The organism is Nostoc sp., from assembly GCF_036919555.1.
Taxonomy (GTDB): domain Bacteria; phylum Cyanobacteriota; class Cyanobacteriia; order Cyanobacteriales; family Nostocaceae; genus Nostoc.
Genome location: NZ_JBALCS010000009.1, coordinates 1 through 14,264, shown reverse-complemented (window position 1 = coordinate 14,264; position 14,264 = coordinate 1). Strand labels below are relative to the sequence as shown.

The following is a 14,264-nucleotide window of genomic DNA, read 5'->3' as shown; positions in this document are numbered from 1 at the left end:
AGCGATCGCTGTGAATATATATTGCTAAATTAACTAAGGAAATCAAAATCAAGGCCAGCTAGCTGCAATCAACAATGGTATCTATTACTCCTCCCTTCTCGGATGTTAAAAACCATTGGGCACGTTTATTTATTACAGCCTTAGCCCAACGTGGTATTATCAGTGGATTGCCGAATGAGACTTATCGCCCCGATAACTCACTCACCCGCGCTGAATTTGCCGCTATAGTTGCCAAGGCATTTGGGACAGTTTCTAAGAAGCGGCAGTATGTCCCCTTTGTTGATGTACCCACTAATTATTGGGCAGCAGCGGCCATTCAAGCAGCTTACGAAAAAGCATTTATTAGCGGGTTTGGTGATAATACCTTCCGTTCTGCTAACCGGATTACTAGAGTAGAAGTCTTGGTTTCCTTGGTAGCAGGTTTAGAAATTGCCACCAAGGTAAAACCTGATCTCCTCTGGGCACTCCCACAAATTTATCAAGATGCTGTTCAGATTCCTGGGTATGGCAGAAATCATATAGCTATTGCTACTAGGGCTGGATTGGTAGTTAGTTTCCCAAATGTGAAATTACTCAATCCCAATCTCGCCGCCACCCGTGCAGATGTGGCAGTGATTATTTATCAAGCTTTGGTGTATTTAGGTCAGGCAGAAAAAATTGCTTCTAGTTACCTCGTGCAGCCGCCAATACCGATATCAACACCAACAACCACGCCCATACCAACACCGATATCAACACCAACACCCACGCCCATACCAATACCGATATCAACACCAACACCCACGCCCATACCAACACCGATAGCAACACCAACACCCACGCCCACACCTGTCGGTAGTGTTAGGCTAAATCATAGCCGGGAGTTCCGGGGGGTATGGGTAGTATCTGTGTGGAATGGTGATTGGCCTTCCAAAGCGGGACTTTCTGTTGCCCAACAAAAAGCTGAACTCAGCGAGATTATTACTAAATTACAAGCGCTTAACTTCAATGCCCTGATGTTTCAGGTGCGACCGGAGGGAGACGCTTTATATGAATCCAAATTAGAGCCTTGGAGTGCTTGGATTACAGGAACTCAGGGTCAAGCACCAGAACCATTTTATGATCCTTTAGCGTTTGCGATCGCAGAATGTCACAAGCGTAATATTGAACTTCATGCTTGGTTTAACCCCTACCGCGCCAGCACTTCCACTGACCCAGCCAAAACTGTCCGTCCCCACATAGCAGCGACCAATCCAGAAAGCGTTTATTTGTGGAAAACTCAACGCTGGATGGACCCAGGACTGAAAATAGTTCAGGACAGAGCTTACAACGTAATTATCGACGTAGTGAAGCGCTACGATGTTGATGGTATTCACTTAGATGATTATTTCTATCCATATCCCATCGAGGGACAGTCTTTCCCCGATGATAAAACTTATGCTGCATATAAAGCAGTTGGTGGTACACTCAGCCTTGGCGACTGGCGACGGGACAACGTTAACAAAATGGTACAGCGCCTTTGGCAGGGAATTAAAACAACCAAACCCGACGTTAAATTTGGTATTAGTCCCTTTGGGATTTATCGCCCCGGACAACCTGCTGGTATTACTGGGTTGGACGCTTACAACGTGTTGTATGCTGACTCGAAGAAATGGTTAGAACAAGGCTGGATTGATTATATTGCTCCTCAACTTTACTGGCGTACAGATCAAACCCAACAAAGTTATTCGGCGTTGCTAAAGTGGTGGACACAGGTAAATACCAAGCAAAGACACGTTTACGCTGGTAACAATTTGACAGAACCAAGTAACAAGAGTCGGGAGAGTGATGAGATTGAAAAGCAGGTGAAAATTAGTCGTAGCCAAGCTGGACAGTTGTCACTAGGGAATATCTTCTTTAATCTCAGTGTTTTGAGGGAAAATAATCAGGGCATTGCTGATAAATTCCAAAGTCTGCTTTATAACAAACCTGCGCTACCGCCAACTTTGTCTTGGCAGGATACAACATCACTCCCTCCACCCATTGAACTACAAGTTAATAATCGCAAACTGAGTTGGCAGCCCGGAGATAATCAGCCAGTTCGTTCTTGGACACTTTATCGTCAGAGTGGTGATATTTGGACAATTCAGCGAATTTTGTCTGCTGGCACAACCTTCGCTACTGTCCAACTAGCGGGAACCTATGCCGTCTGTGCGGTGGATAGATTGGCGAATGAGAGTGTGGGAACAGTTATTACAGTGAGTTGAACAAAAGTGCTATGAGTGCCGCAGCTACGCCCGTCGTAGACATCGCCTGGGACGGGAAACGCGATCACGGTAGGGCGAATTCTTCATAGTGCCGTCTTCGTTAAACTCCTGATATGCTTTAGCCACTGAGGATTGATTGGGGATAGTAAACATCCGCATCCAGCGTCCAAGAATTCTTAATGTGTTGACGGCGTTGAAAGACTGCGAACCACCGCTCACTTGCATGACAGCCAGACCGCACTCCTCTTCATCTGAAATTGTCTAAAATGTTTGAATTTTGAATTTTGAATTGTTAACCTGTCTTGGTGAAAACCTAATTTCTGGAGATGCCTATTGGTTATTCCAAACCAGAAGATGTGAGGCTTGCTATCCTTGCACGTTTGACTTGAACTTGGGAAACATATTTTTCGTGAAAATTTGCTTTGGGTTTGTTGAGCCAAGGACGGCATATCCATAACAAAACAACGAGTAGAACATAGAAAATTAGTCCTGTCGCGCAGATCATGAATACTCCTGGTAGCCTATCTTTTATCGTTTCAGACTTTAAGTTCTTCCACCAATCTTCATCCATTCCCTTATCCCAGTATCTAACAGTAGGCTAGTTCTAAAAATGTTGCTCCATTAAGTTTAGCCTCATTTAACGGATGTAACTTGGAGTAGGCGAGTGACCCGTTCCCTGATTTCATCACGCACACGAGCAAAAATTTCCGGTTGCTCTGCCGGATCATCTAACTGCCAGTCTTCAAAGACTTCCCGCACAACCCACTCAGGTGGCAAATTCACGCCACAGCCACACAGAGAAATCACTACATCAAAGTCTTCTGGTTTAAAATCACTAAGGGGTTTGGAGTGTTGATCGGTAATATCGATACCTGCATCTTTCATAGTAGCGATCGCTTCTGGTCTGACCTCACTTGCTTCTAAGCCAGAGCTAATCACTTCAATCTTTCCTTTACCAAGAGTTTTGGCAAAACCTTCTGCCATTTGGGAACGGGCAGAATTCTTTTTACAGACAAACATCACACGTTTCATGGTTCAACTTCTCCAAATAATTTGAGTAAATTTAAAAGTTTCTCGATTCAGATGGCAAAAAATAACGTTTTTCAAACCAGAAAGCAACATTAACAAGACCAATCAATACAGGCACTTCCACCAGAGGCCCGACAACGGCGGCAAAAGCAACACCCGAATTAATGCCAAACACTGCGATCGCCACTGCGATCGCTAGTTCAAAATTATTTCCTGCTGCTGTAAACGCTACACTTGCGGCTCTAGAATAATCTGTCTTAATGCGCCAAGCCATGTAAAAGCTGACCAGAAACATGATCACAAAGTACATGATCATCGGAATTGCAATCTTCACCACATCTAAGGGAATTTGAACAATTAAATTCCCTTTCAAGCTGAACATAACCACGATTGTAAATAACAGAGCAATCAGCGTGATCGGGCTGATTTTAGTCACAAATTCCTCGTGATACCACTGCTTGTTTTTCATTTTCACTAAGAAGAAACGAGTAAAAAATCCAGCTAAAAAGGGAATACCGAGATAGATAAACACACTTTTGGCAATCTCGGCAATGCTGACATTAATAACACTGCCTTGTAACCCAAACAGTGGCGGCAATACAGTGATGAAAAACCAGGCATAAGGACTATAAAAGATGACTTGAAATATACTGTTGAAGGCAACCAATCCAGCCGTATACTCTGTATTGCCTCGTGCCAAATCACTCCACACAACTACCATTGCAATACACCGGGCTAATCCAATCAGAATCAATCCCGTCATGTATTCTGGATAACCGTGTAAGAAGATAGTCGCTAGAGCAAACATCAAAATTGGCCCAATGATCCAATTCTGAATTAGTGACACACCAAGAATCTTTCCGTTGCGAAATACATCCCCTAATTCTTCGTATCGCACTTTGGCTAAAGGTGGATACATCATCAGAATTAACCCGATGGCGATCGGTATATTAGTTGTTCCTATTTGGAACTGGTTGATAAAAGCTTTTACTCCCGGAAAGAAATAGCCCAGACCAACACCGATTGCCATTGCTAAAAAAATCCACAAGGTTAGGAAGCGGTCAATAAAAGAGAGGCGTTTTGAAGTCTTTTTGTTCATTACAGAGTCCATACAGGTTACTTTATTCAAAGTTTCATAATGAACAATTCAGTTGGTTTGGATGATTGTCCATGTCTAAAACTTTCCTTCCTTCCGTAATAATTCCCCAATTGTTAGGTTCATCTCTGCTTTTCCTTCAAATACAGTTCCCACTTTGCCTTGATACAAGTGAACATAATTGAGGTGTTTGCTGTCATTTGGTAAAGGTATATAGCCCACAGCACTAGCCGTTATTGGTGCTTTATCAATGTAAAATTCTACAAATTTATTTACTAATGCTTTGTTTTGGTTATCCCGAAAATTAACGTAGATAAACAAAGGTCGAGCAAGGGGCTGATACTGAACTTTCTCTACAGTTTGACGTGATGGCAGTACTGCACCTTTGCCACCGTCAATTGCTAGCGCTTTTAATTTATTTTGGGATTTTTCGTAATAGGCGTAGCCAAAGTAACCTAAAGCATTTGGATCTTTGCTGATGCTATCCACCAATACATCATCATTTTCATTCGCTGTGTAGTCATTACGGCTGGCTCTAGTTTTACCTACAGTCGCTTCTGTAAAGTAGTCAAAAGTACCAGACTTTTTCCCAGCACCATACAAATTAAGTGGGCGATCTGGCCAAGATGCACGTACTTGGTTCCAGCGAGTAATTTTCCCTTGGGCTTCCGGTTCCCAAATCTTTTTCAATTCTGCTACTGTGATGTCTTTTGCCCAATTGTTTTGCGGATTAACGGCGACGGTAAGCGCATCAAAGGCAATAGGAAACTCCATATACGCCACACCATTTTTCTTGCAAGTTTCCATCTCCGCCTTCAAAATCGGTCGGGAAGCGTCGCTAATATCGGTTTCTCCAGCACAGAATTTTTCAAACCCACCAGTAGTACCGGAAATGTTAACTGCAACCTGTACCTGATTCTTTGGGTTAGCTTGATAGTCTTTGACGATCGCTTGTGTAATGGGATAGACCGTGCTGGAACCATCAATTTCGATTATTGTTGTTGCAGCCTTACCAGAATTTCTTACCTTAGCTTCATTCTGTAACTCCTGAGTTTGAGCAGATGTGTTAGATGCTACTGTGCAACTAGTCGTTAAAGCTAATATTCCCAGTGCGTAGGCGTAGCCCAACCCAGGCATCGCCAATTCCTTTGCTGTTGTCTTCATAGACACCATCCCTGTGAGTTATATCAACAGTATATCTAAGTAAGTTGGCGTTAAAAAATTAACCTATATGACGAAATGTAAAATCAGCAAACAGCTTATAAATCGCTGATCACACAGTTTTTATAAAACTAAATATACATGGGTTTTATCGTGCCGATATACTTATATCATATCAAAAAAAATTGATTTATCAATGACTATAGAGCTAGAAGTAAACAAAACATTACAAAAAAAATTGATGAATTTTTAAGTCTCGCAGGGAGGACGAATAGGTAATATTGGGCTAAAGCGGCGGAATTCTGCTAGATACTGCTCTAAGGCAATAAACTGCGGCAGATTGAGGCTGTAGTAAATCCAGCGCCCTTCTTGACGAGGGCGAACTAAACCAGCTTCTTTCAGGGTTTTGAGGTGAAAAGACAGTTTAGACTGAGTGGTTCCCAGGTGGTCGCACAGGTCACACACGCATAGTTCTTGAGAGCGCAGCAGTTCTAATACTTGAATCCGTAGGGGGTCAGACAGGGCATGAAAGTTAGCAGCGATTGCATCAGGAGTGAGGGTGCTATTAAGAGCCATCAACTTTTTTTGAAGTATTTCTTAATGCTAAAGTCTAAATCATCGTAAAGCAATGGGCATCACTCATGGTGTAATGATGCCTACTTATTGCTCGTTACGCCGTCTGTGTAGAAGTTGCTTTTAAGTCTGCGGTTGATTTTAATCGGGTAATAATAGCTTTACGAATGCGATCGCTTTTGCGTACTCCGCCTGTCATTTCGTATTCTCGGCTGTCTTTGCCATACTTAAAGGCCACACCATTAACTAAGCGTTCTGAAGTTTCTCGAATGGTCTTTTCAAGGGTTTCTATTTCTGCCTTTGCGGAGTCAAGGGCGGTTAACATCATATTATACTGGTCAATCTGGTTGCGGAGTTGCCCGGTTAACTGGGTTAAATGGTTTAAACTGATGGAATCACCAAAGTCGAGGTTGGAATTAATCGATTTAAATCCGATTACTTTCTCTTCGGTTTTTTCTAGCACGGGAGAGCTTCTTTTTTTGCGTGGCATCAATGCATACTTTTTACTAAACTTTATTTTTCTAGAGTGCCTTAAAAAGACAATATAGTGGTTCAGTAAAACTTGCAAAAAATATATTTTTTTTAATAAGATTGAATTTCTAGCTCAGTAATTATAACGTTTCCTAATCACATAACGCACATCATAGCCCCCTCCTCGCTTGCGGGGAGGGGGTTGGGGGTGGGGTTCTTCCCTAGACAACAAATGGTTGAGAACAGACTTGTGTTGTGAACCAACAGACTTGTGTTGTGAACCAACAGACTTGTGTTGTGAACCAACAGACTTGTGTTGTGAACCAACAGACTTGTGTTGTGAACCAATAGACTTGTGTTGTGAACCAACAGACTTGTGTTGTGAACCAACAGACTTGTGTTGTGAACCAACAGACTTGTGTTGTGAACCAACAGACTTGTGTTGTGAACCAACAGACTTGTATTGTGAACCAACAGACTTGTGTTGTGAACTACAGAAGGTTGCAAGTAAATGAGGTACACAATGCACAAAACCAAAATCGTCTAGATCCTCCTAAATTCCGCGATAAATTGGAGGACTTTCAGGGTTCTTGTCCCCCTTTTTAAGGGGGTTGAAGGGATCAAAAGCTTGTGGGGCAACTCTCAAAAACTTGTGTGTACACCGTAGCTTTGCTTCCAAAAAGGGGTGCTTATGCGTTTTGTGAATTTATCCAAATCCAGGAAATGCGATCGCCCCTGGTAAAACAGATATTTTGAAGTAGAACGCATTCCTAAAAGAACAGAAATGCTTAACTCAACTGTATTAGTTTTTGGTTTATTAGAGAATTGGGTTTAAAACCCCGTGCTAGAAGCACGGCTTTATATTTACTAGCGTCGTACCTGCCACTAAATATGCTAAAATAGTTAGAACTAATTAGTACGGCGGGACACGTCGGAATCCAAAACGCCTATGCAGACGGTTTGCTCTTGTACTGAGATATCTCGGTCTAGGTCAAAGTCGAAAACCCGTAAGGGAGCAACTAGGAAAACCTTGAAGTAATTCTTGGAAGCCCCGCACCTTTAGGTCGGGGTAATGTCACAGTCGGTTCTTAGTTGGAATCACAATCATTGAGAAATAGGGTACTTTATCTGGATCAACTTCATCCAGGGGTACGATACGTTGCTGTGACGTTGATGCCCGCTCAATATATCTTGCTCGTGATGCTAGCCCTAATTTATGCAGGATATCTCGTACTTTGGTAAAGTGACGACCCAGCTTCATAATTGCGGCGGCGTCGGTAATCAGCAGATGTGTAGTCAGTTCTTCTGCTGGTAATGGGGCGGGTAAGACGGTAAGAATATCGGTGTAGTAGGTGAAAGGTACACCCAAGGCTACCGGACAAGCCATCAGTGAGGAAACTCCGGGGACAACTTCTGTTTCGTATTGGTCAGATAACCGCGTGAACAGGTACATGAATGAGCCATAGAAAAACGGATCACCCTCACATAGCACCACGACATCTCGACCCGCAGCTAAATGGTCAGCAATTGGTTCAATTTCCTTGTCATAAATAGACTTTGCCTTTTCTGGCTCCAAAGCGCGGGGGAGGTGAAATAGCACTTCGATTTGATTACCAGGAAGATACTGCGCCACGATCGCTCTAGCAATACTTGCCTTATCTGTGGCTGATTGATAGGCTACCACGGGAGCCGCACGCAATAACCGCAGCGCTTTCAGAGTCAATAGTTCCGGGTCGCCTGGGCCGACACCAATTCCATAGAGACGACCTTTGGTTTTCATCATCATTCTTCCTCCGTTGCCAGGGCGTTAACTGCTGCTGCCGCGATCGCACTTCCACCGCGCCGACCATGTAATGTCAAAAATGGTACATTTCTGCTGTCTGCTGCCAGTGCTGCTTTCGATTCTGCTGCACCTACAAACCCCACTGGGAAGCCTAAGATTATAGCAGGTTTGTGAGCTAATTCATCGAGCATTTCTAACAGCCGAAACAGTGCTGTGGGCGCATTACCAATTGCAATCACTGCTCCTTCAAGGTGCGATCGCCATAATTCTAAAGCTGCTGCCGACCTTGTAGTATTTAGACGCTGGGCAATTTCTGGCACTTCTGGCTCATTGAGAGTGCAGATAACTTGATTGTTTGCAGACAACCGCCGTCTGGTAACACCTTCAGCAACCATCCGGCAATCGCACAGAATTGGCGCTCCCTGTGCCAGTGCTGCCCTGGCAGATTGTACTGCTGTTGGTGAATATCCCAAGTCAGTGACAATATCTGTCATCCCACAGGCATGAATGAGACGCACAGCAACTTTTGCTACATCTGGTGGCAGCGCATCTAGGTTCGCTTCTGACCGAATGATTGCAAAGGAATTACGGTAAATTTCGTTGGCATCTCGGATGTAGTCGGGCATTCAATTTGGGATTTTAGATTTTAGATTGAATTGTGATTACTTACAGCAGAATTCAAGTATTTGAACCACATCTGTCGTCGGGGCACAGCAATACTGTGCCCTTACTGCGTGGTCTATTTACCTGAAAATAGCGTAAATAATTGATGTAATTGGGCGATCGCATATCGATTAGCAAATTCCCCAAAGGACTCATTATAATTTAGGCGTTGAATTTTATATACATATAGCATCCGCTTTATTAATGCAGGTAGTTCGGCAAAAGTCACATATTGATAGATTTCACGTCCGAATTTATGCTTGCTATCACCAACATAAACGTGATATCCTTCAACAGTTCCATTGTCAGCCTCAATGCTGACACCGAGGAGAGTAATATCACTCTTGCTATGCTGGGCGCAGGATTTTTCGCAGCCGCTAAAGTGAATATTAACTGGGCAATCCAGAGTCAGGCGAGTTTCAAGATATTCTGCCAATGCCAACGCATGATCCTTGGTATCTGTGGCAGATGCGGCGCAACCCTTTTTGCCAGAACAGGCAACTAATGCACTCTTAATGTTGGTTGCAGAGGTATTTAATCCTAAGAAAGCGATTTCACTTTGGACATCATCAACCCATTGCTGAGGAATATCTGTGAGGAGTAAATTTTGCCACGGGGTTAACCTCAGAGTGCCGCTACCGTATTTTGCTGCTATATCTGCCAAACCCTTTATCTGTCTACTTTCCAATCGCCCCAAGGGCAAGACAATACCAAGGTAAAATAAGCCTTGCTGACGTTGTGGGTGGATGCCAATATGCTGATACTTCCCCTCTCCTTGCAGTGAAAATTCCTCCCCCTTCCCTGCCTTCGGCACGCTTCGCGAACGCAGGGAAGGGGGTTGGGGAGTTAAGTCTTTTTTTGTTTCACTGTATAAAAGAGGGAAAGGTAGACGTTGCTTAACTTCCTGGAGATAATTTTCACAACCGAAAGTATTTAATAACTCTAAGAGACGTAGCCGACCCTTACTTGTAGTATTACTATGAGCTAGATAGACATCCGCCAAAGCTGCCAAGACGGGCAAACATTCATCTGGTGGTAATAAAATTCCCATATCGCTAGGCGGTTGACCCTTTGCGCCCACACTGAGATGGAGACGAAAGTAAACATTACCGTTAACTAAGACAGCAGCAAAGGCGATATCATTCAAGCGATCGCACACCCGAATTATCCCACCACCATCAAAGCAAACGCTAAATTTTGCTGACAGTCCCGAAAGCGCCGGATGTGCAGCAATATAATCATCCCAACCTTGGACAAAAGGGCGAGTGTCGATTAATTCCTGGGGGTCGATACCAGCAGTTGGACTGGTCATAATATTGCGGATGTGGTCTACAACAGGATTAGCAGAACCCAATCCGATATCTTGTAGGTACTTGAGAATCTCAGCATTTATTCCTGTGCGGATTTCGCGGACTTGGAGGTTAGCTCGATTAGTCACATCCACATAGCCGCCACCGTGCTGTTCTGCTATATCTGCGATCGCACGGCACTGCTGACTACTAATAATCCCACCTGGTATTCTAATGCGAGATAATATCCCATCTGCGGCAGGTGTAGCATAAAACAGGCCAGGACAAGTGGCAAATCCAGAAAGCAAATTTGGAACTCCTTCCCCGTGCAACGCAGAGAGTAGATAGTGTGTGTGTCCTTGAGAGTTGGCATTCTGACTTGGGTGATCCCATCACAGCTGCGGCACAGTCCCGGAATTTCACCGGAGTTTCCCAACTCGAAGTGTTAGTAATTTAGCACGTTGACCCTCTCTGCCCTAAAGGGTCAGAGATTCTTAAAACATCGCTGTTTTAATATCCTGATTACTCAGGTTCCTAGGCTCACTACGTTTGCTCATAGAGCGTAGTGATATCTCCTCAAGGTTTTTCGGGCGTGACTTTCTCCCAGTCCGGGAGTAGGTTTTTAAATCTTGTACTGATGGGAGTATTTTACCATGTAACACTGCGGCGTAAACACCTTCTGGCAGCTTTCATCCCTTGTTTTTTCTATCTGGAGGGGATTTTATTATGAATACGCCAATGCAAAGTGCTAACGGAGAGTAACTAGCAACTTGGGTTAATTCGGGAAATATCAAAGGGTGCAAAAACAAGAGCGATCGCTTTTCATTAGATTTAGAAAGGGTTAACTATAGGAATCATATTTGATTTTTGAACAAAATTAGGTATTGTAGGGTGTGTTAGAACGCAGTTCGTAACGCACCAAACCCTTGATGATGGTGCGTTACGCTGTCGCTAACACAACGCCAGTTGCTACAACGGAGGGGACCTCCGCAACGCACTGGCTCCCCTAGGTATCTTTTCAGAAATCAAATACTAGTCCTATAGTACCATAGTGATTTTATCTAAGTTCGTGGGGGAGGGTGCGATCGCAGTCATTTTATCCCAAGGAAATACCGCTAAATTGTTGGAATAAACTGGTAGCGTAAGAATCAGTCATGCCAGAGATATAGTCTGTAACTCTAAGAATTTTCTTATAGGTATCTTCGCCCGAATTCGGATTATTATATTCTTTGGGAAGCATATGATAGACCAAATTATCTTTCTTACTGTTGTGAAGAACGGCATTAACAAATTCAGCAAATAGTTTCCCTAAAACTTCATACCCAGCAATCTGGATACTAACAACATCACGATGTTGGAAAACAGCCTCACGGGTTTCCTTTGCAATTTCTTCTAGATGGTTTGCATAACTGCTTAGAGATAACAAGTCTTTATCAAACTTTCCAGAAAGTATATCTTCTTCGTGTGCGAAGAAAATATCAGTTGTCTGCTTTATAAGATTGTGGATAGCTTTGGCACGAAGTTGCTTAACTTTTTCTTCCTCGCTTTCATCATGCTTATTAATATCAATATTTGCAATTTTATTAAGCAAGTACTCGGTTTTTCAAAGGAGATGTACTTCATCCGATGACCGTCTTCTACATCAACAATTGAGTAACAAATATCATCTGCTGCTTCAACAAGAAAAGCAAGCGGGTGTCGAGACCACCATGCTGCATTATCATGACGGCGAATTAGCCCAACTGTCTCTGCTACCTCAGCAAATAAATCTTTTTCTGCCTGAAAGAAACCATATTTTTTAACACTTCTACCTGAGTAACCGTTTAAAGTAGATTCTGATAGTAATGATTCTCTAGGGTACTTTGTAAAAGCAGCTAAAGTTGGGCAGGTGAGTTGCATTCCACCTTTGCTGGGGGGCATTTCAAGCTTAGTTAGAATACGAAAACCTTGTGCATTGCCCTCAAATGAATCAAAGTCAGCTTTTTGAGACTTGCTGAGAAGTTCCTCTCCTACATGATTAACAGTGTTGTACCACGATTCAAATCCTGTACGGATAGCATCCTCTCCAGAATGACCGAACGGAGGATTACCGATATCATGAGCTAGACAAGCAACAGATACGATATCACCAAAGTCTGAAGCACGTAATCCATCCTGATTAAAGTCATATTTTTTTACAATTGCCTCACCCACTATTCTGCCAAGAGAGCGACCGACACAAGAAACTTCAAGGCTATGAATGAGACGAGTGCGAATGTAATCATTTGTGGACAAAGAAAAAACCTGAGTTTTATCTTTGAGACGACGAAAAGGTGAAGAAAACACTAGGCGATCATAGTCTCTTTGAAAGGGAGTACGATCAAACTGGAGGTCTTCTGGTTCAATCTTGCCAAGTCTTTTTGGTGTCAGGAGTTGCTTCCAGTCCATCATTGCTGTGTTATGTGAAAGTAGGTTAGACAATGCCCCCTAGCTAGAAGCAATGGGCAATGCCGCATTGTAACTCTACTTTTCACCGAGTAACTAATTTATCCTCTTACATCAAAGCGGTTTAAGTAATAACTACACTAAAAAACGGTATCGTAAACTACTTTTTTTGGCGATTGTAGAACTTTTTGGTCTACTGAAATTAAGCGATCGCTTCCTCAGCTTAATGGACAATAATCAGTATGGGGATTTAGATTAAGGGTAGATGCCCAAGAAAATTAGAGAGTTAAAAGCAATTTTGTTGAAGACCGGGTTTGTCTATCGTCCTGCAAAAGCTAGTCATACCTTCTGGACTTACCCATTGATACCTGATAAACCAGTTACTATTGCTAGAAAAGATGGAGACGATGCACCCCGATATTTGGAAAAGCAAGGCAATCGTGTTTTAAAGCAATTAGGAGAAATAGAGGAAGAATAATGAGCGATCGCTATAGTATGGTAATTCAATGGTCAGATGAGGATAATTGCTACTTAGTACACTTACCAGAATTTCCTTGGCAGCAATTCCACACTCATGGTAAGACTTATGAAGAAGCGGCTAAACATGGATAGGAAGTAATTGAGTCTCTGATTGAATGGTATAAAGAGCAAGGAAAACCTTTGCCAGAGCCAATTACTTTTCCTCAGAAACCATTAAAAGTGGCTTAAATCTTTTTTAGATGGTTTGCGTAGGGCGATATCTTCTCTGCCAGACCTACGCGTAGCTTGCTTCCCCGTAGGGGTACGATGGGCTACGCCTACGCACCTTACCCCAATCCCTCAACATCACTACTTTCCCCTTGCGACTAAACAAGCTCAAACTTCACCTTGTTGTATAAATCTTGTAAGGAAATCTCAAAGGATACCGTCCTGTAATCATAAATAGACATTCATTCTTCTAACTCCTCTTTGCTACTTTCAGCGGCTTGGCGTAGTGCGAGGAATGCTTCTTTTAAAGGTTGGCTGACAGCACTATCAGGTTCATCAAGTACTAATTGTTGATATGCCTCCAAAAAAACCATTCGTAATCGATGAAAAAGATGTAGAAAATGACGAATAAAACTGATACAATCTAGAACTACAACTTCAATTCCACCTGTTTGTTCATAAATGCCTGAAGCATATTCTTGAACAGATTGATCAATCAAGTCTGTAGTTATAAAAATGTAGTTGTCAATATTTTGACGATAATTTCTAATTTTCTGGATGGCACGGTTAATATCATCCACCGTAACCTTCTTCATTTTCATTTCATAGCTAGTGATTACATTCTCTTCGTTGAGAAGTATAATTTCTACATCTCCAAGTGCCCCTGTTTACTCATCCGCAGCATTATGGCTTGCAAGAGCTAGATAGCTTTGTCCCAAATAAGCCGAAGCCGCTTGGTAAGCAGCAGCTATAATCAGAACAGGCAAGCGACTAGTACAGCTTGGCGGAAATAAACAGACTATTAGATAGCCAGGACTTTACCCTTGTAAGTCCACTTAAAAGGTTTAGCCATTGTTTTATTA

The 14,264-nt window shown here is 42.8% G+C and carries 15 protein-coding genes, 2 pseudogenes and 1 riboswitch; of the genes and pseudogenes, 3 read left to right on the top strand and 14 right to left on the bottom strand.

The window, feature by feature from the left end:
* Positions 1-74 precede the first annotated feature (74 nt).
* Positions 75-2,225, top strand: a complete 2,151-nt coding sequence (locus tag V7K36_RS03605; RefSeq protein ID WP_335113283.1) for a glycoside hydrolase family 10 protein — start codon at positions 75-77, stop codon at positions 2,223-2,225.
* 57 nt (positions 2,226-2,282) lie between these two features.
* Here the strand turns inward: V7K36_RS03605 and V7K36_RS03600 are convergent.
* The 13 genes and pseudogenes from V7K36_RS03600 to dgt all read right to left on the bottom strand — a co-directional run.
* Positions 2,283-2,459: pseudogene (locus V7K36_RS03600) on the bottom strand (arsenical resistance protein ArsH); the annotation flags it as partial.
* A gap of 103 nt (positions 2,460-2,562) precedes the next feature.
* A complete protein-coding gene (locus V7K36_RS03595; RefSeq protein WP_335113281.1) occupies positions 2,563-2,796 on the bottom strand; it encodes a hypothetical protein in 234 nt (77 codons plus the stop codon).
* A gap of 62 nt (positions 2,797-2,858) precedes the next feature.
* Complete coding sequence (gene arsC / locus V7K36_RS03590; RefSeq protein WP_335113280.1) at positions 2,859-3,257, bottom strand: arsenate reductase, glutathione/glutaredoxin type; 399 nt, start codon at positions 3,255-3,257, stop codon at positions 2,859-2,861.
* A 31-nt stretch (positions 3,258-3,288) separates the two neighbouring features.
* The gene (gene arsB / locus V7K36_RS03585; protein ID WP_335113279.1) at positions 3,289-4,353 is read right to left on the bottom strand and encodes an ACR3 family arsenite efflux transporter; all 1,065 of its coding nucleotides are present in this window, start codon (positions 4,351-4,353) and stop codon (positions 3,289-3,291) included.
* 75 nt (positions 4,354-4,428) lie between these two features.
* The gene (locus tag V7K36_RS03580; RefSeq protein WP_335113278.1) at positions 4,429-5,514 is read right to left on the bottom strand and encodes a PstS family phosphate ABC transporter substrate-binding protein; all 1,086 of its coding nucleotides are present in this window, start codon (positions 5,512-5,514) and stop codon (positions 4,429-4,431) included.
* Between the two features lie 246 nt (positions 5,515-5,760).
* A complete protein-coding gene (locus tag V7K36_RS03575) occupies positions 5,761-6,087 on the bottom strand; it encodes an ArsR/SmtB family transcription factor (protein ID WP_335113277.1) in 327 nt (108 codons plus the stop codon).
* A gap of 94 nt (positions 6,088-6,181) precedes the next feature.
* Positions 6,182-6,574, bottom strand: a complete 393-nt coding sequence (locus V7K36_RS03570) for a hypothetical protein (protein ID WP_335113265.1) — start codon at positions 6,572-6,574, stop codon at positions 6,182-6,184.
* A 114-nt stretch (positions 6,575-6,688) separates the two neighbouring features.
* A complete protein-coding gene (locus V7K36_RS03565; protein WP_335113264.1) occupies positions 6,689-7,084 on the bottom strand; it encodes a hypothetical protein in 396 nt (131 codons plus the stop codon).
* Positions 7,085-7,630: 546 nt separating this feature from the next.
* Positions 7,631-8,335 carry a precorrin-2 C(20)-methyltransferase gene (locus V7K36_RS03560; RefSeq protein WP_335094015.1) on the bottom strand — a complete coding sequence of 235 codons (705 nt, stop codon included), beginning with the start codon at positions 8,333-8,335 and terminating at the stop codon, positions 7,631-7,633.
* A 2-nt stretch (positions 8,336-8,337) separates the two neighbouring features.
* Positions 8,338-8,964 carry a precorrin-8X methylmutase gene (locus tag V7K36_RS03555; protein ID WP_335113262.1) on the bottom strand — a complete coding sequence of 209 codons (627 nt, stop codon included), beginning with the start codon at positions 8,962-8,964 and terminating at the stop codon, positions 8,338-8,340.
* 113 nt (positions 8,965-9,077) lie between these two features.
* A complete protein-coding gene (cobG, locus tag V7K36_RS03550; RefSeq protein ID WP_335113260.1) occupies positions 9,078-10,598 on the bottom strand; it encodes a precorrin-3B synthase in 1,521 nt (506 codons plus the stop codon).
* A 39-nt stretch (positions 10,599-10,637) separates the two neighbouring features.
* Positions 10,638-10,775, bottom strand: a riboswitch (cobalamin riboswitch).
* Positions 10,776-11,386: 611 nt separating this feature from the next.
* Complete coding sequence (locus tag V7K36_RS03545; RefSeq protein WP_335113258.1) at positions 11,387-11,881, bottom strand: hypothetical protein; 495 nt, start codon at positions 11,879-11,881, stop codon at positions 11,387-11,389.
* Entirely contained in the window at positions 11,782-12,720 is a 939-nt protein-coding gene (gene dgt / locus V7K36_RS03540; protein ID WP_335113256.1) for a dGTP triphosphohydrolase, read from the bottom strand. Before dgt ends, V7K36_RS03545 begins: the two co-directional genes overlap by 100 nt.
* Positions 12,721-12,979: 259 nt before the next feature.
* Here dgt and V7K36_RS03535 point away from each other — a divergent pair, with 259 nt between their 5' ends.
* The gene (locus V7K36_RS03535) at positions 12,980-13,192 is read left to right on the top strand and encodes a type II toxin-antitoxin system HicA family toxin (RefSeq protein ID WP_335113254.1); all 213 of its coding nucleotides are present in this window, start codon (positions 12,980-12,982) and stop codon (positions 13,190-13,192) included.
* Positions 13,192-13,422, top strand: a pseudogene (locus tag V7K36_RS03530) (type II toxin-antitoxin system HicB family antitoxin). Before V7K36_RS03535 ends, V7K36_RS03530 begins: the two are co-directional and overlap by 1 nt.
* A gap of 221 nt (positions 13,423-13,643) precedes the next feature.
* On the opposite strand, the gene V7K36_RS03525 reads toward V7K36_RS03530, so the two are convergent.
* Positions 13,644-13,997 (bottom strand): hypothetical protein, encoded by a 354-nt coding sequence (locus tag V7K36_RS03525; protein WP_335113252.1) that lies wholly within the window; start codon positions 13,995-13,997, stop codon positions 13,644-13,646.
* Positions 13,998-14,264 lie beyond the last annotated feature (267 nt).